16 protein-coding genes and 1 pseudogene are annotated in these 19,107 nt (G+C 71.9%); 5 read left to right on the forward strand and 12 right to left on the reverse strand.

Translation table 11 applies throughout. From position 1 onward, the window contains the following. Positions 1 to 6: 6 nt before the first annotated feature. Positions 7 to 504 (forward strand): MarR family winged helix-turn-helix transcriptional regulator, encoded by a 498-nt coding sequence (locus ACZ3KP_RS14580; RefSeq protein WP_358977001.1) that lies wholly within the window; start codon positions 7 to 9, stop codon positions 502 to 504. 143 nt (positions 505 to 647) lie between these two features. Here the strand turns inward: ACZ3KP_RS14580 and ACZ3KP_RS14585 are convergent, their stop codons facing one another. Then, positions 648 to 1,421: a LuxR C-terminal-related transcriptional regulator gene (locus tag ACZ3KP_RS14585; RefSeq protein WP_467499508.1), complete on the reverse strand. Its 774-nt coding sequence runs from the start codon at positions 1,419 to 1,421 to the stop codon at positions 648 to 650. Between the two features lie 258 nt (positions 1,422 to 1,679). Between ACZ3KP_RS14585 and ACZ3KP_RS14590 the strand changes: the two genes are divergently transcribed. Continuing rightward, complete coding sequence (locus ACZ3KP_RS14590; RefSeq protein WP_467499510.1) at positions 1,680 to 2,138, forward strand: GNAT family N-acetyltransferase; 459 nt, start codon at positions 1,680 to 1,682, stop codon at positions 2,136 to 2,138. Positions 2,139 to 2,141: 3 nt separating this feature from the next. On the opposite strand, the gene galK is transcribed toward ACZ3KP_RS14590, so the two are convergent. Genes galK through galT form a run of 3 tightly spaced genes read right to left on the reverse strand, consistent with a single transcriptional unit; the run spans position 2,142 to position 5,325 of the window. Then, a complete protein-coding gene (gene galK / locus ACZ3KP_RS14595) occupies positions 2,142 to 3,296 on the reverse strand; it encodes a galactokinase (RefSeq protein ID WP_467499512.1) in 1,155 nt (384 codons plus the stop codon). Beyond that, positions 3,296 to 4,267 carry a UDP-glucose 4-epimerase GalE gene (gene galE / locus ACZ3KP_RS14600; protein ID WP_358976989.1) on the reverse strand — a complete coding sequence of 324 codons (972 nt, stop codon included), beginning with the start codon at positions 4,265 to 4,267 and terminating at the stop codon, positions 3,296 to 3,298. Before galE ends, galK begins: the two co-directional genes overlap by 1 nt. After that, a complete protein-coding gene (gene galT, locus ACZ3KP_RS14605) occupies positions 4,267 to 5,325 on the reverse strand; it encodes a galactose-1-phosphate uridylyltransferase (protein ID WP_467499514.1) in 1,059 nt (352 codons plus the stop codon). The genes galE and galT overlap by 1 nt, the downstream gene beginning before the upstream one ends. A gap of 125 nt (positions 5,326 to 5,450) precedes the next feature. Here galT and ACZ3KP_RS14610 point away from each other — a divergent pair, with 125 nt between their 5' ends. Both ACZ3KP_RS14610 and ACZ3KP_RS14615 read left to right on the forward strand, forming a co-directional pair. Further along, entirely contained in the window at positions 5,451 to 7,151 is a 1,701-nt protein-coding gene (locus ACZ3KP_RS14610) for a sodium:solute symporter family protein (protein ID WP_467499516.1), read from the forward strand. 27 nt (positions 7,152 to 7,178) lie between these two features. Then, positions 7,179 to 7,520, forward strand: coding sequence for a hypothetical protein (locus ACZ3KP_RS14615; RefSeq protein ID WP_467499518.1), 342 nt, complete (start codon positions 7,179 to 7,181; stop codon positions 7,518 to 7,520). A 79-nt stretch (positions 7,521 to 7,599) separates the two neighbouring features. Here the strand turns inward: ACZ3KP_RS14615 and ACZ3KP_RS14620 are convergent, their stop codons facing one another. The 5 genes and pseudogenes from ACZ3KP_RS14620 to ACZ3KP_RS14640 form a co-directional block, all read right to left on the reverse strand. Next, on the reverse strand, positions 7,600 to 8,292 hold the full coding sequence (locus ACZ3KP_RS14620) for a helix-turn-helix transcriptional regulator (protein ID WP_467499520.1): 693 nt from the start codon (positions 8,290 to 8,292) through the stop codon (positions 7,600 to 7,602). A 234-nt stretch (positions 8,293 to 8,526) separates the two neighbouring features. Beyond that, entirely contained in the window at positions 8,527 to 10,203 is a 1,677-nt protein-coding gene (locus ACZ3KP_RS14625) for an outer membrane protein assembly factor BamB family protein (RefSeq protein ID WP_467499522.1), read from the reverse strand. 81 nt (positions 10,204 to 10,284) lie between these two features. After that, a complete protein-coding gene (locus ACZ3KP_RS14630; RefSeq protein ID WP_467499524.1) occupies positions 10,285 to 12,090 on the reverse strand; it encodes an outer membrane protein assembly factor BamB family protein in 1,806 nt (601 codons plus the stop codon). A 256-nt stretch (positions 12,091 to 12,346) separates the two neighbouring features. Further along, positions 12,347 to 14,149 carry an ABC-F family ATP-binding cassette domain-containing protein gene (locus ACZ3KP_RS14635; protein WP_467499526.1) on the reverse strand — a complete coding sequence of 601 codons (1,803 nt, stop codon included), beginning with the start codon at positions 14,147 to 14,149 and terminating at the stop codon, positions 12,347 to 12,349. An 87-nt stretch (positions 14,150 to 14,236) separates the two neighbouring features. After that, positions 14,237 to 15,188 (reverse strand): annotated as a pseudogene (locus tag ACZ3KP_RS14640) (SDR family NAD(P)-dependent oxidoreductase). Positions 15,189 to 15,399: 211 nt separating this feature from the next. On the opposite strand from ACZ3KP_RS14640, the gene ACZ3KP_RS14645 reads away from it, so the two are divergent. Further along, the gene (locus ACZ3KP_RS14645) at positions 15,400 to 15,663 is read left to right on the forward strand and encodes a hypothetical protein (protein ID WP_132891910.1); all 264 of its coding nucleotides are present in this window, start codon (positions 15,400 to 15,402) and stop codon (positions 15,661 to 15,663) included. Between the two features lie 65 nt (positions 15,664 to 15,728). Here the strand turns inward: ACZ3KP_RS14645 and ACZ3KP_RS14650 are convergent, their stop codons facing one another. The 3 genes from ACZ3KP_RS14650 to ACZ3KP_RS14660 are packed head-to-tail and all read right to left on the reverse strand — an operon-like array spanning position 15,729 to position 19,097. Further along, a complete protein-coding gene (locus tag ACZ3KP_RS14650; protein ID WP_467499528.1) occupies positions 15,729 to 16,682 on the reverse strand; it encodes a 4-(cytidine 5'-diphospho)-2-C-methyl-D-erythritol kinase in 954 nt (317 codons plus the stop codon). After that, complete coding sequence (rsmA, locus tag ACZ3KP_RS14655; RefSeq protein WP_467499530.1) at positions 16,679 to 17,596, reverse strand: 16S rRNA (adenine(1518)-N(6)/adenine(1519)-N(6))-dimethyltransferase RsmA; 918 nt, start codon at positions 17,594 to 17,596, stop codon at positions 16,679 to 16,681. The genes ACZ3KP_RS14650 and rsmA overlap by 4 nt, the downstream gene beginning before the upstream one ends. 52 nt (positions 17,597 to 17,648) lie before the next feature. Further along, entirely contained in the window at positions 17,649 to 19,097 is a 1,449-nt protein-coding gene (locus tag ACZ3KP_RS14660; protein WP_467500261.1) for a ubiquitin-like domain-containing protein, read from the reverse strand. Between the last annotated feature and the right edge of the window lie 10 nt (positions 19,098 to 19,107).

The raw sequence follows: 19,107 nt of genomic DNA on the forward strand, positions 1-19,107 counted from the left end.
ATCGCCATGGAGGACGAGGTCGATCGGCTGGTGGCTGCGTGGCGCCGGGAGCGCCCGGACCTCGACGTGGAACCGCTTGAGGTGCTCAGCCGGGTGAGCCGACTGGCCCGGCACCTGGACCGGGCACGTCGGCTGGCCTTCGCGGAGCACAGCCTGGAGCCCTGGGAGTTCGACGTGCTGACCGCGCTCAGGCGCGCGGGCACCCCCTACCAGCTCTCCCCGGGCCAGCTGCTGACGCAGACCCTGGTCACCTCGGGGACGATGACCAACCGGATCGACCGGCTGGCCAAGAAGGGGCTGGTGGAGCGGTTGCCGGACCCGAGCGACCGGCGTGGCGTGCTGGTCCGGCTGACCACCGAGGGCCAGGACCGCGCGGACCAGGCCCTGGCAGGTCTCCTGGAGCAGGAGCGGGCGATCCTCGCCGAACTCTCCCGCCCGCAGCGTTCCGAACTGGCGGGTTTGTTGCGCCGGCTGACCGCCCCGTTCGACAACATCCCCGGGTAGGCGCTTCGCTGGACTTGCCCGACATGCCGTCTGCCGGCTGCGGCGCCGTCGTGGCTGGTCGCGCAGTTCCTCCCCCAGCCTTCGGCCGGGGGTGCCCCCAGCGCCCCCAAGGGGCGCTGCCCGAACCGCGGCGCACCGACCCGTCAGGCGCTGCTGCTCGCCTCCGGCATGATCTGGCCAGTGGGTCCCAGGTCCGCCGGTCCGACCCCGGCCCGCCGCGCCAGGGCGACCGCGGCCAGGGTGCTGTGGACGCCGAGTTTGCCGAGGACGTTCTGCATATGGGTGCGGACGGTGTGCGGGGACAGGAACAGGCGCTCGGCGACCGCCTTGCGCCCCAGGCCCGCCACCATGCACCGGAGCACTTCCCGCTCTCTCGGCGTGAGGGACTCCACCAGCCGTTCGCTCTCGGTGCGGTGCTTGCGGGCGGCCGTCAGCTCGCGCAGCACCCCCGTCAGCAGGGCGGGCGGCAGGTGCGTCTCGTCGCGCAGCACACCCCGGATCACGTTCAGCAGCCGGGACAGCGAGCAGTCCTTGGCCACCCAGCCGCAGGCGCCGGCCTGCAGGGCCAGGGCCGCCCGCCGCGGGTCGTCCCGCTCGGCGAGGACGACGACCCGCACGGCGGGATGCGCGGTGCGGACGCCGGCGACCAGCGATATGCCGTCGACCAGCCCCTCCTCGTTGGCCACCTGCACCGGCACGGCCGCCCGGCCGCCCGGCAGTTGGCCGCCCAGGTCGGCGTCGACGAGCAGCACGTCGTAGCGGCGGCCCTCGGCGACCGCGCGCTCCAGGCAGCGCAGCGCCGCCGGACCGCTGCCGGCCGCAGACACGTCGACATCGGGCTCGGCGGCCAGTGCGGCGGCCAGCGACTCGGCGAAGATGCGGTGGTCGTCGACGACCAGAACTCGGATGCGAACCACGAAACCCCCTTCCCCAAGCTCCTCAAGAGCAGGGGATGCCCCAAGGTCGGGAAACGACGACCCATGCGGACACGACACCCGTGGGAGGAGGGAACCGCACGGCCGCCGCCGTGCCTGAACAGCTACCCCACCACGGGCGTCGTATCCGACTTGTCTCGCCCCCTGATCAGCACCGGCCCCCACCGGTACCGCTCATCAGAGTACGGCTGGGCGCCGGAAGCGGAAGGCAATTTGCAGAACTGTCCGACGGACGCGTTTATGGTGTGCCGCATGTTTCGTATTGAGGCGGAAGTCGACAAGGAACGACGTGATCTGCTCCGCGCTCGGCTGCTGGCCACCAACACCGCGGCCTCCCCGGTGCTGGCGGCCCTGCGCGGTACCCCCGCGGAACGCGACGTGCCGCTGCACGTCTGGGCGATGGACGAGCGTACGGGCGACCTGGGCGGCGGCCTCGTCGGGCACACCTGGGCGTCCTGGCTGCACGTCACCTACCTGTGGGTGGACGCCCGCCGACGCGGCACGGGGCTGGGCGGCCGACTGCTCGCCGAGGCGGAGCGCATCGCCCGCGAGGACCGCGCCTGCACCGCCGCCCGCCTGGAGACCTGGGACTTCCAGGCCCCCGACTTCTACCGGAAGCAGGGGTACGACGTGGTGTGCGTGATCCCCGACTACCCGCCGGGGATCACGGAGTACACCCTGACCAAACGGCTGGCCTGAGGCTCAGCCCGCCTTGCGGGCACCCGCCGACGGCACCGCCTCGAAGACCCGCGGCGCCTTGAAACCGGCCGCCGCGAAGGCCTCCTCGACCGCCTTGGTGACCGTGTCGACGTCGGCCGTCTCGGCGAGGACGATCGCCGAGCCGCCGAAGCCGCCGCCGGTCATCCGGGCGCCCAGCGCACCGGCCGCGTTCGCCGCCTCGACCACCAGGTCCAGCTCCGGGCAGGAGACCCGGAAGTCGTCGCGCAGCGAGGCGTGGCCCTCGGTGAGGACCGGTCCGATCGCCCGGGTGTCGCCGGCCTCCAGGAGGGCGACGACGCGTTCGACGCGGTGGTCCTCGGTGACGACGTGGCGGACCAGGCGGCGCACCTCCTCCTCGTCGCCGAGGCGGTCGAGCGCCGCGTCCAGTTCGCCGTAGGGAACGTCCCGCAGGGCGTCCACCCCCAGCAGGGCCGCGCCCTTCTCGCAGCCCGCGCGGCGCTTGCCGTACTCGCCGTTGCTGTGCGCGTGCTTGACCTGGGTGTCCACGACCAGCAGCCGCATGCCCTCGGCCGCGAGGTCGAAGGGGATCTGCTTCTGCGAGAGGTCGCGGGTGTCCAGGAACAGGGCGTGGCCGGCCTCGCAGCAGGCGGACGCCGTCTGGTCCATGATGCCGGTCGGCGCCCCGACGTAGACGTTCTCCGCGCGCTGGCACAGCCGGGCCAGCTGCCAGCGCTGCAGGCCGAGTTCGAAGAGGTCGTTGAGGGCGAGGGCGATCACCACCTCCAGGGCCGCGGAGGAGGACAGGCCCGCGCCGGTCGGAACCGTCGAGGTCAGGTGGACGTCGGCGCCGGTCACCGGGTGGCCGGCCTCGCGCAGCGCCCAGACCACACCCGCCGGGTACGCCGTCCACTCCTGGTCGGTGCCGGGTTCCAGGGCGTCGAGGGAGAGTTCGGCGACGCCGCCCTCGATGTCCGAGGAGTGCAGGCGCAGCACCCCGTCGGTACGGCGGGCGACCGCGGCCGTCGTCACGTGCGGCAGCGCGAACGGCATCACGAAGCCGTCGTTGTAGTCGGTGTGCTCGCCGATCAGGTTGACCCGGCCGGGCGCCGACCAGACGCCGTCCGGTGCGGTGCCGTACAGCTCGGTGAAGCCCTCACGGACCTGCTGTGCCCCCACTACTGCTCCCTTGCCGCGCTTGCGATGGTCTGTGCGAACTCCCAGGCGTCCGCGACGATGCCCGCGAGGTCCGCGCGGGTCGGGTGCCAGCCCAGCTGCTCGCGGGCGGCGGCCGCCGAGGCGACCAGGACGGCCGGGTCGCCGCCCCGGCGCGGGGCCACGACCTCGGGGATCGGGTGGCCGGTGACCTGCCGGACGGTCTCGATGACCTGGCGGACCGAGAAGCCCTCGCCGTTGCCGAGGTTGCAGATCAGGTGCTCGCCGGGCCGTGCGGCCGTGAGCGCCAGCAGGTGGGCGTCGGCGAGGTCGGCGACGTGGATGTAGTCGCGGACGCAGGTGCCGTCGGGCGTCGGGTAGTCGTCACCGAAGACCGAGATGGCCTCCCGCTTGCCCTGGGCGACCTGGAGGACCAGGGGGATCAGGTGCGACTCGGGGTTGTGCCGCTCGCCCTGCGCGCCGTAGGCGCCGGCCACGTTGAAGTAGCGCAGGGAGACCGCGCCCAGGCCGTGCGCGGCGGCCTCGCCGGTGATCATGTGGTCGACGGCGAGCTTGGTGGCGCCGTACGGGTTGGTCGGCTTCGTCGGGGCGGTCTCGACGATCGGGACCTGCTCCGGCTCGCCGTAGGTGGCCGCCGTGGAGGAGAAGACGAGCTTGCGCACGCCCGCCTCGCGCATCGCGCCGAGCAGGGCCATGGTGCCGCCGACGTTGTTGTCCCAGTACTTCTCGGGCTTCACGACCGACTCGCCGACCTGGGAGAACGCGGCGAAGTGCAGGACCGCCTCGTAGGAGGAGTCGAGCCACTTGGCGGCGTCGCGGATGTCGCCCTCGACGAAGGCGGCGCCCGCGGGGACGCCCTCGCGGAAGCCGGTGGAGAGGTTGTCGAGGACGGTGACCTCGTGGCCCGCCTCCAGCAGGTGCTGGGCGACCACGCTGCCGACGTAACCCGCTCCGCCCGTCACCAGGTACTTCATCAACTCGCTACCTCTCGCAGTCGCTCGGCCGCGCGCTCCGGCGGCACGTCGTTGATGAACACGCTCATGCCGGACTCGGAACCCGCGAGGAACTTCAGCTTGCCGGACGTCCGGCGGATGGTGAAAAGCTCGAGGTGGAGCGCGAAGTCGTCGCGCGTGACACCCTCGAACTCCTCCAGCGTCCCGAACGGCGCCTGGTGCCAGGCGGCGATGTAGGGCGTGGGGGGTTCACCCTCGCCGAAGATACGGTCGAAGCGCCTCAAGAGTTCCAGATAAACCTTGGGGAACTCTGAGCGGGCCGCCTCGTCGAGGGCGAGCAGGTCGGGGACGCGGCGCTTCGGGTACAGGTGGACCTCGTAGGGCCAGTGCGCCGCGTACGGCACGAAGGCGACCCAGTGTTCACCCTCAAGGACGATCCGCTCGTCGGCGAGTTCACGCTCCAGGACGGCGTCGAAGAGGTTCCCGCCGCCGGTCGCCTCCTTGTGTGCCGCGAGTGAACGCAACATCAGGGCGGTGCGCGGGGTGGTGAAGGGGTAGGCGTAGATCTGCCCGTGCGGGTGACCGAGCGTCACGCCGATCTCCTCGCCGCGGTTCTCGAAGCAGAACACCTGCTCGACGGAGGGGAGATGCGACAGTTCCGAGGTCCGGTCGGTCCACGCGTCGAGGACCAGCCGGGCCTGCTCCTCGGTGAGGCTCGCGAAGGAGGCGTCGTGGTCCGAGGTGAAGCAGACCACCTCACAGCGTCCGGAGTCGCCGGCCAGCGAGGGGAAACGATTCTCGAAGACCACCACGTCGTACGACGAGTCCGGGATCTCGCTCAGCCGGTCGCCCTCGGTCGGGCAGAGCGGGCACTGGTCGGCCGGCGGGTGGTAGGTGCGGCCCTGCCGGTGCGAGGCGATGGCGACCTGGTCGCCGAGCAGCGGGTCCCGGCGGATCTCCGAGGTGGTGTGCGTCCGCTCCAGCGGCCGACGGTCCACCGCGTCCCGCACGGTGTCGTCACGCAGGTCGTAGTAGATGAGCTCGCGACCGTCGGCCAGCCGGGTCGAGGTCTTCTTCACTGCGGACTCCCGTTGATCGAGTCATCCAACCTTCAAACAGAACCGAACACACCAAAACACAACTCACCACGCCAGTCAACATCGGAATCAATCAAGGTGAGACAACGAAAGTGTTGAATTACTGGGTGCAGAACCCCACAAACGCCCCATGTTCCCCCACATACCTCGCGGCGGGGCTACGGCTCCCCACCAACGGCCTCGACTACACGATCCTGGCGATCTACTTCGTCGTCGTCCTGGGCATCGGCTTCGCGGCCCGCCGCTCGGTGCGGACGAGCCTCGACTTCTTCCTCTCCGGCCGGTCGCTGCCCGCCTGGATCACCGGCCTCGCGTTCATCTCGGCGAACCTGGCCGCGACCGAGATCCTGGGCATGGCCGCCAACAGCGCGCAGTACGGCGCGTACACCGTGCACTGGTACTGGATCGGCGCCATCCCCGCCATGGTCTTCCTCGGCCTGGTGATGATGCCCTTCTACTACGGCAGCAAGGTCCGCTCGGTCCCCGAGATGCTGCTGCTCCGCTTCGACAGAGCGGCGCACCTGCTGAGTTCGATCCTGTTCGCCTTCGCGGCCATCCTCATCGCGGGCGTCAACCTGTACGCCCTCGCGATCGTCGTCGAGGCGCTGCTCGGCTGGCCCCAGTGGGTGGCGATCGTGGTCGCCGGCGCGTTCGTACTGGCGTACATCACCCTCGGCGGCCTCTCCTCGGCCATCTACAACGAGGTGCTCCAGTTCTTCGTGATCCTGGCCGCCCTCATCCCGCTGTCCGTGCTCGGCCTGAAGAAGGTCGGCGGCTGGAACGGCCTGGTCGACAAGCTCACCGCCACCCACGGCCACAACTTCACCACCGCCTGGGGCGGCACCGGCATCGGCTCCCCCAACCCGCTCGGTGCGAACTGGCTGACCATCGTCCTCGGCCTCGGCTTCGTCCTCTCCTTCGGCTACTGGACGACGAACTTCGCCGAGGTGCAGCGCGCCCTGTCGGCGAAGAACCTCTCCGCCGCCCAGCGCACCCCGCTGATCGCCGCCTACCCGAAGATCTTCATCGTCTTCCTGGTGATGATCCCGGGGCTGGTCGCCGCCGCGCTGGTGCCGAACATCGGGACGGCGAAGTCCGGCCTCCAGTACAACGACGCGATCCCCTACCTCATGTCGCAGCTGCTGCCCAACGGCGTGCTCGGCATCGCGGTGACCGGTCTGCTGGCGGCCTTCATGGCGGGCATGGCCGCGAACGTGTCGTCCTTCAACACCGTGTTCACCACGGACATCTGGGCGAAGTACGTGGTGAAGGGCCGCGAGGACGGCTACTACGTGCGCTTCGGGCGGCTGATCACCGCGATCGGCGTCTGCGCGTCCATCGGGACGGCGTTCCTCGCGTCGTCGTTCTCGAACATCATGAGCTACCTCCAGACCCTGTTCTCCTTCTTCAACGTGCCGATGTTCGTCGTCTTCATCGTCGGCATGTTCTGGAAGCGCGCCTCGGCGAAATCCGGCTTCTGGGGGCTGCTCGCGGGGACGGTGACCGCGATGGTCAACTACTTCGTCCTCTACAAGCGGCACATCATCCACATCCCCTCCGACCAGGGCGCCAACTTCGTCTCCGCGATCGCCGGGTTCGTCGCCGGCGCGGTGGTGATGGTGGTCGTGTCCCTGTTCACGGCGCCGAAGCCGGAGGAGGAACTGGCCGGGCTCGTCTACGGCACGACCTCCCCCGGCATGGCCGAGCCGCCCGCGCCCGGGGACGAGGCCTGGTACCGGCGGCCGGCCCTGCTGGGCTGGGGTGCGGTGGTCCTGGCGGCCCTCTGCTACATCCCGTTCTCGTTCTGATCGCCGTCGCTGGAGAATGGAGAGACCATGACCGACGACTTCGGGCACCCGGAGCGCACCGGGTTCCACTACTCCGAGCAGGACGTCCAGCGCGAGGTCACCGAGCTGGAGGGACGGTCCGCGACCGCCGCGCGCATCTTCGACCTGCGGCGGATCATCGGCGGGCTGTTCGTGCTGTACGGGATCATCGTGACGATCACCGGGATCACGGACTCGCAGGCCGAGATCGACAAGGCACAGGGGATCAACATCAACCTGTGGACGGGGATCGGGATGCTGTTGCTGGGGGCGTTCTTCCTGGTGTGGCTCTGGCTGCGGCCCACTCCGCCGCCGGTGCCTCCGGTGGAAGGAGAGGGTAAGGCGGAGTAGGTCGTGTTTCGGGTGCAGGTCTGTGGGGGCTGGTCGCGCACCCGCGGCGGTGGCCGCACATCGATACAGCCCCGCGCCCCTAACGGGGCGCTTCGGTGCCGCCGTTGAGGGGTCCCGCCCTGTCCAACAGGCCTGTCCTCGCCGCCAGGGCCGCCGCTTCCAGGCGGGACCCCACGCCCAGCTTCATCAGGACCCGCTGGACGTGGGTGCGGGCTGTGCTGGGGGCGATGTTCATGCCGGCGGCGATGAGGCGGGTGTCCTCGCCGTCGGCCACCCGGACCAGGACCTCGACCTCCCTCGGGGTGAGCATCTGCAGCAGGCGCTGGCCCTCGTCGTCGGGCTGGGCGGCGGGGTTGAGGAGTTCACCGAACGCGCCCTGCAGGAGGGCGGGGGCCACGGCCGCCTCACCCGCCCGCGCCTTCATGATGGCCCGCTCGACGCCCTCTATCCGCTCGTCGTGCCGTACGTAACCGGAGGCGCCCGCCGCGAAGGCCGCCGCGATGCCCCGCGGGGACGGCACCGGGCCGAGCACCAGCACCGCGACCTGCGGGCGCTCCTTCTTGATCCGCACCACCGGGTCGAAGATGCCGGGCTCGGCCGGGGTCGCCGTGCCCAGCAGGCACACCTCGGGCGCCCGTGTGATCACCAGCTCGGCCGCGCCCGCCGCCGGTGCCGCCGCCGCGAGCACCCGGTGGCCGCGCAGTTTCAGCGCAGACGCCAGCGCCTCGGCGAGCAACCGGTGGTCGTCCACCACCATGAGCCGCACTCCCATAGAGCAACCCCCCAGTCCCCCCAATGGATGCCCCACTATGGATGCCCACTGGTCCGCATGGACAGAGGGCCCCCCGGCACCCCGTCCTTTCATGCCCCCGGAAGCTACACGCTTGTTCGACGTTGCGCTGCCCCTACTGATGAGAAGTGCCCCGGATCGGAGGAATCTCAGGCTTTTCTCGTATTCGCGGGTGAAGAGCGGGTGTGGTGCGGTAAGCGCCCACTTGACCGGACCTCAGCCTCCCGCGCCGAACGCGGTGACCAGGTACTCCTTCCCCGACGTCGAGGAACCGACGGTGTGGGCGTACACCGCGGACAGGTAGAGCCGGCCCTGTCCGTACAGGACCTCCGCGTACTGCGGTGACATGCTCGTCTCCACCGCCTTGACCGCCGTACTCACCGGATTCTCCAGCAGCCTGGTCTCCTTGAACGAGCCGCCGTCGATACTGACGACCTGAGCCCCCTTGTTGTACGGGGCGCTCTTGTACGCGATCACATTGGGGCCGTCCATGCGCAGCGGCGTGATCGTGTAGTTGTTGCCGGCGTCGGCGCGCTGGCCGGTCTGCTCGCCGGTGGCGAGGTCGAAGGCGACGATCTCGTTGGTCTTCGCGAAGGCCCCGCTGCCGTCGTGCTCCTCGGTGGCCAGGTACAGCCGGTCGTTGCCGACGACCACGCCCTTGCACTTCTCCACCTCGTAGATGCCGTCGCAGCGGGCCGCGTACGAGCTGCCCGGGGTGGAGATCCGGGTGCGCAGCTTCCCGGTGGCGTTGTCGAGGGAGAAGACGTCGGAGAAGCCGCTGCCGTCGCCCGCGCTGTCGTTGACGTCGGCGGCCACCACGAGCGGGTCGGTCGACACGACGCTGGCGTATTCGATGCCCGAGGTCATCCTGTACTCGGACACCACCTTGCCGGAGACCGGGTCGATGGTCTGGATGTGCAGCTGGGCGGAGTCGCCGCTGCCGCACCTGCGGACCGCGACCAGTTTGGTGCCGCCGCCGTAACCGGCGTCGTAGCAGGTGTCGGCCGGCTTCGGCTGCCAGCGCACCGTGCCGGTGGCCAGGTCGAAGGCGGCGCCGCCGCTGGTGCCGCCGACCGCGACGGTCCCCTGGGCGACCGTCACGTTGTTGAAGTTGACCGGAACGTCACCGGACTTGACGGACTTGGTCCACAGCTTCTTGCCGGCCTTCAGATCGATCGCGGCGACCTGGGAGCAGCCCGAGCTGGAGCCCTTGGGGGGCGTCTTCGGCTGGAAGACGATCGCGGTCCTGCCGTCGGTGCTGACGTGGCCGGTGGCGTAGCAGACCGGGCCGGGCAGCGGGACCGTCCACAGCCTGGCGCCCGACTCGGGGTCGTAGCCGGTGATCCCGGCGACGCCGGTCTTCGCGTACACCTGGTCGGTGAGCCAGGAACCCGCGGTGACCGTGGTGTCGTTCGCCGTGGGCATCGGGACCTGGAAGAGGACCTTGGAGGTGGGGTCGGCGGGGACCTTCTCGGTGGCCTTGCCGCTCTTGCCGCCGCCGGTCGTCCGGCCGCCGGTGCCGCCGCCCGCGGAGTTCGCGGAGTCGTCCTTCTTGCCGTCGCCGCCGGAGGACCTGGCGTACCAGATGCCCCCGCCGACGATCAGCGCGATGGCGACGACCGCGGCGGTGACGATGAGCAGCACGGCGTTGTTGCGGCCGGGACCGGAGGGGCCGGGGCCGGGGCCGCCGGGGTGGCCGTAACCGGGCTGCTGAGCATAGGGGTTGGCGCCTGCCGGGGGCGGGGCCGGGTAGCCGTAGCCCGGCTGCGGGGGCGAGGGCGGGGCCGGGTAGCCGTAGCCCGGCTGCGGGGCCGGGGGCTGCTGGGGGTAGCCGTAACCGGGCTGCGGGGCCGGGGGCTCGTTGGGGGGTGGTGGCGGGGGTGGCTGGGTCATGGTGGGTGTACCTCTGGGGACGGCGGGTGGGGCGGCGGCCGGGGACGGTGTCCGGGCCGGACGGGAAGGGGCGCGCCCCGCTCAGTTGCCGAAGGTCATCATCAGCTTCTCCTTCGCCTGGTCACTGCCGGTCAGCCGGGTGGAGGAGAGGTAGAAGCGACCGTCGACCCAGTCGACCGCGCCGTTGTAGAAGCCGTCCTCGATGTCGGCGGTGTGCTGCGGGTTCTGCAGCAGCCGGACCGGGGTGTGGGTGGCGCCGGTGGTCGGGATCGACACGACCCGGCCGCCCGCGTCGTACGACGGCCGTACATAGGCGACGAGTTTCCCGCCCTCGGCCCTGACGGGGGACATCGGCTCGTCCGTCGGGGACTTCACCCGCCACTTCGCCTTGCCGTCGGTGAGGCTGATCGCGACGATCTCGTTGGCGCCGCCGCCCGCGTCCGTCGGCAGGTAGAGGGTGTTCGCGTCGGCGACGACGCCCTGGCAGCCCTGGAGGTCGCTGTTGAGGAGCGCCCAGCCGCACTGGGGGGCGAACTTCTCGTCGACCTTGACCTCCGAGCGGAACGTGCCCCTGCCGTCCAGCGTCGAGATGTTCCAGGCGTTCTTCTCCTCGTTGGTCATGTAGACCACGAGCGGGTCGACGGAGTAGGTCCGCCCGACCTTCCAGCCCTTCTTGACCGGCCGCGTCCACTTCACCTTGCCGGTGGCCGGTTCGAGTTCCGAGATCTCGTCGTGCTCGTTGCTGCCGCCCGCGGCGCAGGACGCCACCTCGACCAGCCGGTCCGTGCCGCCCGCGAAGCCCGACGGGAAGCAGGCCGCGCCGTACTTCTCCTTGTCGTACAGCTTCTTGCCGCTGCCGAGGTCGTAGGCCGTGCCCGACTGGGAACGGCCGACCATCAGCGTCTTTCCGCTGATCGTCAGCTCGATGCTGAGGGCGCTGTCGAACAGCGCGCCGTCGGCGACGGTCGCGGTCCAGCCCTTGCGGCCCGTGTCCAGGTCGATCTCCTGGAGCTGGTTGCACTTGGCCCGGTCGCTGGTGCCGTTCATGTAGGCGACGACGACCTTGTCGTCGGCGGACTTGGCCGAGGTGACCGCGCAGATCTTCTGCGGGAACGTGATCGGGCCCCACGCCGGATCGCCGTTGCCCACCTTGTAGGCGAAGACCTGCTTGTACGCCGCCTTGACCGCCGTCCTCCCGGTGATCCACATGCCGGGGGCGTCGGCGCCGTTCGCCGGTGCGTCGGGGGCCGACTTGTACCAGAGCACCTTGGCCTCGCCGGACTTGCGGCCCTCGTTGAGGTTCTCCGGGTCGGCGCCGCCGTTGCCGCTGCCGTCGCCCGGGTTGACCGGGTCGGCGGACGTCCCGGAGGCCTGCGACGGGTGGGCGACCGGCTTCTTGCCGTCGTCCCCGCCGCCGGTCACGGCGTACACCGTGCCCCCGACGACCAGCAGACCGGCCACCACCGCCGCGACGACCAGCGCGGGCTTCCCCTTGAAGGGGCCGCCGGCGCCCCCGCCGCCCGGCGGCGGGGCGACCCCTGGGCCGCCCGGGTACTGCGGCTGCTGGGGGTAGCCGTAACCGGGCTGCGGGACCGTGGGCTGCTGCGGGTGGCCGTAGGGACCGGGCGCGGCGTACGGGCCGGCCGACTGGCCGTAGGGGCCGGGCTGTTGGCCGTAGGGGCCGGGCTGCTGTGGGTAGCCGTAGCCCGGCTGGGGCGGCTGGGCAGGGGGCGGCGGCGTGCCGGGGGCGGCCGGAGGCGTGCCCTGGGGGGCGCCGAACCCCCCCTGCGCGGGCGGTTGTTGCGGAGCGCCGAAGCCACCGGCCGGCGGCTGGTCCTGTGGTGGCCCGAAGCCGCCCTGCGGCGGCTGGTGCGGTGGCTGGGTCATCAGCGCTCTTCCCCCGTTCACTGATTTCTAGCCACGTCCCGGGACCCGTGACGGACCCAGGACGCTCTCAGACGGCTCTCAGACCGACCTTTCTATCACCCGGCACCGACAGGCCCCGGAGCCGTGTCACCCGCCGTTCCCAAGGCAGAACCGCCCCGTGATGCGCCCGTTACGCGCCTTCACGCCCCCTTCACCGGGCGCACGCAAGGGGGTTGCGCGCCCGGTGGTCACCGGCTGATTCACGCCGATGGGAGTGCTACGCGTCCTCCGCCAACTCCAGCCAGCGCAGCTCCAGTTCCTCGCGCTCACCGGCCAGGTCCCGCAGCTGGGCGTCCAGTTCGGCGACCTTGGTGAAGTCCGTGGCGTCCGCGGCGATCTGGTCGTGGAGCTTGGTCTCCTTCTCGGAGATGCGGTCCAACTGGCGCTCGATCTTCTGCAGTTCCTTCTTGGCGGCGCGCTGGTCGGCGGCGCTGCGCTCGGCCGAGGGGGCCTTCGGGGCGACGGCGGTGGCGGCGACCGCCTCCTCCATGCGCTGCCTGCGCTCCAGGTACTCGTCGATGCCGCGCGGCAGCATCCGCAGGGTGGCGTCGCCGAGCAGGGCGAAGACGCGGTCGGTGGTGCGCTCGACGAAGAACCGGTCGTGGGAGATGACGATCATCGAGCCGGGCCAGCCGTCGAGGAGGTCCTCCAGCTGGGTGAGGGTCTCGATGTCGAGGTCGTTGGTGGGCTCGTCCAGGAAGAGGACGTTCGGCTCGTCCATGAGCAGGCGCAGCAGCTGGAGGCGGCGGCGTTCACCGCCGGAGAGGTCGCCGACCGGCGTCCACTGCTTCTCCTTGCTGAAGCCGAACGTCTCGCACAGCTGCCCGGCGGTCATCTCGCGCCCCTTGCCGAGGTCGACGCGCTCGCGGACCTGCTGGACCGCCTCCAGGACCCGGGTGTTCGGGTCGAGCTCGGCGACCTCCTGGGAGAGGTAGGCGAGCTTCACGGTCTTGCCGACGGCGACCCGGCCGCCCGCCGGCTGTGCCTCGCCGTCGGTCCGCGCGGCCTCGGCCATGGCGCGCAGCAGCGAGGTCTTGCCCGCGCCGTTGACGCCGACCAGGCCGATGCGGTCGCCGGGGCCGAGCTGCCAGGTGACGTGCTTGAGCAGCACCTTGGGGCCGGCCTGGACGGTCACGTCCTCCAGGTCGAAGACGGTCTTGCCGAGCCGGGAGGAGGCGAACTTCATCAGCTCGGAGCTGTCGCGCGGCGGCGGCACGTCCTTGATCAGCTCGTTGGCCGCCTCCACGCGGAAACGCGGCTTGGAGGTACGGGCGGGGGCGCCCCGGCGCAGCCAGGCCAGCTCCTTGCGGACCAGGTTCTGCCGCTTGGTCTCCTCGGTGGCCGCGATCCGCTCGCGCTCGGCGCGGGCGAAGACGTAGTCGGAGTAGCCGCCCTCGTACTCGTAGACGGCGCCGCGCTGCACGTCCCACATGCGGGTGCAGACCTGGTCGAGGAACCAGCGGTCGTGGGTGACGCAGACCAGCGCCGAGCGGCGCTCGCGCAGGTGCCTGGCCAGCCAGGAGATGCCCTCGACGTCGAGGTGGTTGGTGGGCTCGTCCAGGACGAGCAGGTCCTGTTCCTCGATGAGCAGCTTGGCGAGCGCGATGCGCCGCCGTTCACCGCCGGACAGCGGGCCGATGACGGTGTCCAGGCCCTTGGGGAAGCCGGGCAGGTCCAGTCCCCCGAAGAGGCCGGTGAGGACGTCCCTGACCTTGGCGTTGCCGGCCCACTCGTGGTCGGCCATGTCGCCGATCACCTCGTGCCGGACGGTGGCGGCCGGGTCGAGGGAGTCGTGCTGGGTGAGGACGCCGAGGCGCAGTCCGCCGGAGTGCGTGACACGTCCGGTGTCGGCCTCCTCCAGCTTGGCGAGCATCCGGATGAGGGTGGTCTTGCCGTCGCCGTTGCGGCCCACCACGCCGATGCGGTCGCCCTCCGAGACGCCGAGCGAGACGCCGTCCAGCAGGGCACGGGTGCCGTAGACCTTGCTGACGTTCTCGACATTGACCAGGTTGACGGCCATTTCACTCCTGCGCACGGGGACGGTCAGCCTCCCAGCGTAATGCGCGCGGAGAGGCCGCCCGGCCGTGAGCGCTTCCGCCCGCCCGCGCTAGCCGAGGGCGGTAGCGGGATCGGTGCCGGTCAGGTCGCGGCTGGCGTCCCACAGCCGGGTCGCGGCAGCGGGGTCGGCGAGGTGGTTCCACAGGGGTTCGGGGCGGGGCTCGCCGCGCAGGCCGAAGGCGCGCGGGGCCCAGAGCCGGCCGCCGCGTACGGCCGGGTCGAGCACCGCCCGGACCGCCGGCCACGCGCCCGCGTGCTTGCCCTGGACGAGGAGGGCGGCGGGTGCCGCGGCCAGCCGCGCGCCTGCCGTCCGCGTGTGCACGGGCGGCCGTGCGGGGGTGAGGGAGTCCAGTGCGCCGCCGGGATGGACCACCACGCTCGACACCGTGCTGCCTGCGGCGCGCAGCCGGCGGTCGAGTTCGACGCCGAAGTACATCTGCGCCAGTTTGGAGCGCCCGTAGGTGCGCTTGGGCCGGTAGTCCGCACGGGACTGGAGGTCGTCCAGGTCGAGCCGCTCGGACTTCGCCGCGAAGCTGCCCATGGTCACGACGCGGGCCGCGGGCGCGGCCGACAGCAACGGCATCAGCCAACGGGTCAGGGCGAAGTGCCCGAGGTGGTTCGTGCCGAACATCAGCTCATGGCCGTCGCCGGTCTCCTGGCGCGGGGGGGTCGTCGAGCGCGACCCCGGCGTTGTGGACCACCGCGTCGAGACGTCCCGGCTCCAGTGACTCCACCGCCGCGCGGAGCGAGGGGAGGTCGGCGAGGTCCATCCGCACGGCCCGCACCCGCGCGCCGGTGACCCGCGCGCGGATCGAGGCCATGGCGTCCTCGGCCTTCGCCGGATTCCGGCAGCCGAGTACGACGGTCGCTCCGGTCGCCGCCAGCTGCTCCGCGACGAAGTACCCGATGCCGGCGTTGCCGCCGGTGACCAGGAAGACGCGGCCGTCGGCGCGCGGCAGGCGGTGGACGTCCCAGGGCGGGGTGGAGGATGCGGACGACATGGCGACGGGGCTCCCTTGCCGGTGAGGTCGGCTGCGGCTGACTGCCGGGCAACTCGGTCCTCACGGTTCCAGCGAACGCCGACACCTCGCCTACAGATCACCTACAGTCCGGCCCGGCGGCGCCGACAGGGTCGCGAATGAGGCAAAAGCTGCGGGTCACTCCGATTCGTGATCCCGTAGACGTGATCCCGTACAGAACGGAGACAGCCCTATGGTGATCAAGAAGCTTCACGACATGGGCGTTCGCAGCGAGCACGCCTACATCGCCGGCCTGGCGTCGATCGGGCTGAGCTTCGCCTCCTGGCTGGCCAGCCTCCAGGCCGAGCAGGCCGGTGTCGAACGCGCCGACCGCTGGGGCATTTTCGTCGGCGAGTGGGCCCCCACCTTCATCGGTCTGGGTCTCGCCCTGTCGCACTACGAGCAGCAGGAGGGGACGCTGAGCGGATCCCTGCACGCCGTACGCCAGGCCGGCTGACCGGCACACCCACCCCGGTACGGTCCGGCCCCCGCCGGCCCGCGCCGGGGTTCAGGCGCCGGGGTTCAGGCGCCGACGGGGGCGCCCGGGTCCTGCGTAGTCGCCTGCGCCGGGGCCTGCGCAGGGATGAGCACCCGCGCACCCGGCGCGGGGGACGTCGCCGTGCGAACCGCACGGCAGGTGCCGGAGGCGCGCAGGGCCTCGGAGACCTCTGCCGCCCTCTCGGCGTCGCGGACCAGGAACGCCGTGGTGGGCCCGGAGCCGGAGACCAGCGCGGCGAGGGCACCGGCCGCCCTGCCGGTGTCGAGGGTGGCCGCGAGGTCCGGGAAGAGGGAGAGCGCGGCGGGCTGGAGGTCGTTGGAGACGGCGGCGGCGAGCGCGTCCGGGTCACCCTTGGCCAACGCGGCGAGGAGGTCGTCGGAGGCGACGGGCTCGGGGATGTCGTGGCCCTCGGCGAGCCGGTCGAACTCGCGGAAGACGGCCGGGGTGGACAGGCCGCGCCCGGCCATCGCGAACACCCAGTGGAAGGTGCCGCCGACGTCCAGGGCGGTGAGGCGTTCACCGCGGCCGGTGCCCAGTGCGGCGCCGCCGACCAGGCTGAACGGCACGTCGCTGCCCAGCTCGGCGCAGATGGCGAGGAGTTCGGCGCGGGAGGCGCCGGCGCCCCAGAGCTCGTTGCACGCGAAGAGCGCGCCCGCCCCGTCGGCGCTCCCCCCGGCCATGCCGCCGGCGACCGGGATGTCCTTGACGATGTGGATGTGCACGGCCGGTTCGATGCCCCGGCGCGCGGCGAGCGCGAGCGCGGCGCGTGCGGCGAGGTTGGTGCGGTCCAGGGGTACCTGGTCGGCGTCCGGGCCCTCGCAGGTGATGCGCAGCTCGTCGGCGGGGGTGACCGTGACCTCGTCGTACAGGCCCACGGCGAGGAAGACGTTGGCGAGGTCGTGGAAGCCGTCCGGGCGGGCGGCGCCGACCGCGAGCTGGACGTTGACCTTGGCGGGCACGCGCACGGTGACGCTCACTTGCCGGACTCCTCTGCCTGGGACTCGGGGGACGCCGGGGGCGCCTCGGGGGCCGCGGGCGCGGACTCGGCGATCCTCGCGAATTCCGCCACCGTCAGGGACTCGCCGCGGGCCTGCGGCGAGACCCCCGCCGCGACCAGGGCCGCCTCGGCGTTCGCCGCGGACCCGGCCCAGCCGGCGAGCGCCGCCCGCAGGGTCTTGCGGCGCTGCGCGAACGCCGCGTCGACGACCGCGAAGACCTCTTTCCGCGACGCCTTCGTCTGCAGCGGCTCGGCGCGCCGGACGAGGGAGACCAGCCCGCTGTCGACGTTCGGCGCGGGCCAGAAGACGTTGCGGCCGATGGCACCGGCGCGCTTCACCTCGGCGTACCAGTTGGCCTTGACGGAGGGCACGCCGTACACCTTGTTGCCGGGCGCGGCGGCGAGCCGGTCGGCGACCTCGGACTGCACCATCACCAGCGTCCGCTCGATGCTCGGGAAGGTCTCCAGCATGTGGAGCAGGACGGGGACGGCGACGTTGTAGGGGAGGTTCGCGACGAGCGCGGTCGGCGGGGGCCCCGGCAACTCGGTGACGTGCATCGCGTCGGAGTGGACCAGCGCGAACCGGTCCGCGCGCGCCGGCATGCGCGCCGTGATCGTCGCGGGCAGGGCGCTCGCCAGGACGTCGTCGATCTCGACGGCGGTGACCCGGTCGGCGACCTCCAGGAGGGCGAGGGTGAGGGACCCGAGCCCCGGCCCGACCTCGACGACGACGTCGTCCGGGCGGACCCCGGCGGTGCGGACGATACGGCGGACCGTGTTGGCGTCGATCACGAAGTTCTGGCCGCGCTGCTTGGTGGGGCGTACACCGAGCGCTGCCGCGAGCTCACGGATGTCGGCGGGGCCGAGGAGGGCGTCGGGGGTGGGGCTGCTCACGGGACTAGGGTACGGGCCGCCGAGAACGCCCCCCGCCGGTCACCCCGTCACCTCACCCGTGCAGGCGGGCCCCGCAGTGTGGCCAGGGAGTGGAGCCGCGGCTCACGTAGAGCTTCTTCGCCCGGAACGTCTGCTCGTCGGCCGGGGCGTCCTGCGGGCGGCCGCTGCCGCCGAGGCTGTGCCAGGTGTGGGTGTCGAACTGGTACAGCCCGCCGTACGTCCCCGAGGGGTCCACCGCGTGGGGGCGGCCACCGGACTCGCAGACGGCGAGACCGTGCCAGTCCAGGCCCTCGGCGCCCCTGACCGAGTCGGGGTGCGGCTTGGTGCCCACCTTCACGAGCTGCGCGGTCGGTTCGCGCACCAGCTCGGACCACTCGCGGTGCGGCTTCTGCCGGACCCCGTTGACGGTCCGCAGGTAGTAGGTGACCCGGCGCAGCCCCGGCCGCCCGGCTTGTTCGACCACCTCGGTGCCCTTGAACAGGCTCGGGTCCTGGGTCCGCCGCACCTCGAACGGGATCACCTCCTCGCGCACCTCCTTGCTGCCCGTGACCCGCAGCACCGTCACGGTCTGCCCGTCGCGCGGGAAGCCGGTTCCCGGCACGGAGGTGGTGTCCTGGCCGTGCAGGGTGATGCCGGCCTCCTCGACGGCCTCGCCGACGGTCGCGGCGTTGGTGCGGATGGTGCGGGTCCGGCCGTCCGCCAGGACGGTGACGGTGCGCTCGGTGCGGACGTCGAGCGCCAGACCGGCGCGTCCGATGCTCTGGGAGCGCGACGCCGACAGGTACGCGCCCTCGGCGCGCACCCCCAACTGCCTCAGCGCCCCGTCGACCGTGCGCGCCGTCGTCCACACCTCGCGCGGTTCGCCGTCCAGGGTGAGCCGTACGGGCCGGCCGTAGCGCACCGCGACCTCGTCGCCGGTGGCCAGGGCGGTGCCGGGGGCGGGCGCCACCACGTCGTGGGCGCCCACGGGTACGCCCTGCTCGGCCAGCAGACCGCTGACGTCGTCGGCGAACGTGTGCAGGGTGCGCGGCCTGCCGTCGACGGTCAGTTCGACCGCCTTGTCCTTGGCGAGGAAGGCGGTGGTACCGCCGGCGAGGAACACGACGACCAGCGCCTGGGGCAGCAGACGGCGGACGGCGGACTCCGGCCGCTGCCCGTACCGCGCCCTGCGCCGGCGTGCGGCACGCCGGCCTCCGGCATGCGTACCCGCCTCCCGCGCCTCGCCCTGCGGCCCGCGTCCGCCCTGCCGTGCGAACGCCGGCTCACTCGCGTACCCGCCGGCCGCCGCGTGCCGACCGTCCGCCTGCACCTGGGTCTGGGTCTGGGCCTGAGCCCGTACCTGAGCCTGCACCTGGGCATGGGCGCGCGCCTGGGCCCGTGCCTGCGCCCGCCCCTGCGCCGGCGCCGCCGACGGCACCGCCCCGGCCGCCGTCTCGTAGGCGGGCCGGTAGGTGTCGCCGCCGTAGGTCATGCCGTAGCCGAGCGTCTCGGCGTCGTACATGGCCTGCGCG

It is taken from the genome of Streptomyces sp. NPDC020958 (assembly GCF_055562175.1).

What these genes read in the sequence shown, in the direction of transcription:
- ACZ3KP_RS14660 (WP_467500261.1), bottom strand. Translation starts at nt 19,097, where the DNA reads ATGTACGACGCCGAGACGCTCGGCTACGGCATGACCTACGGCGGCGAC.
- ACZ3KP_RS14590 (WP_467499510.1), top strand. Translation starts at nt 1,680, where the DNA reads ATGGTGTGCCGCATGTTTCGTATTGAGGCGGAAGTCGACAAGGAACGA.
- ACZ3KP_RS14620 (WP_467499520.1), bottom strand. Translation starts at nt 8,292, where the DNA reads ATGGGAGTGCGGCTCATGGTGGTGGACGACCACCGGTTGCTCGCCGAG.
- ACZ3KP_RS14630 (WP_467499524.1), bottom strand. Translation starts at nt 12,090, where the DNA reads ATGACCCAGCCACCGCACCAGCCGCCGCAGGGCGGCTTCGGGCCACCA.
- ACZ3KP_RS14615 (WP_467499518.1), top strand. Translation starts at nt 7,179, where the DNA reads ATGACCGACGACTTCGGGCACCCGGAGCGCACCGGGTTCCACTACTCC.
- ACZ3KP_RS14625 (WP_467499522.1), bottom strand. Translation starts at nt 10,203, where the DNA reads ATGACCCAGCCACCCCCGCCACCACCCCCCAACGAGCCCCCGGCCCCG.
- ACZ3KP_RS14580 (WP_358977001.1), top strand. Translation starts at nt 7, where the DNA reads ATGGAGGACGAGGTCGATCGGCTGGTGGCTGCGTGGCGCCGGGAGCGC.
- galE (WP_358976989.1), bottom strand. Translation starts at nt 4,267, where the DNA reads ATGAAGTACCTGGTGACGGGCGGAGCGGGTTACGTCGGCAGCGTGGTC.
- ACZ3KP_RS14645 (WP_132891910.1), top strand. Translation starts at nt 15,400, where the DNA reads ATGGTGATCAAGAAGCTTCACGACATGGGCGTTCGCAGCGAGCACGCC.
- ACZ3KP_RS14635 (WP_467499526.1), bottom strand. Translation starts at nt 14,149, where the DNA reads ATGGCCGTCAACCTGGTCAATGTCGAGAACGTCAGCAAGGTCTACGGC.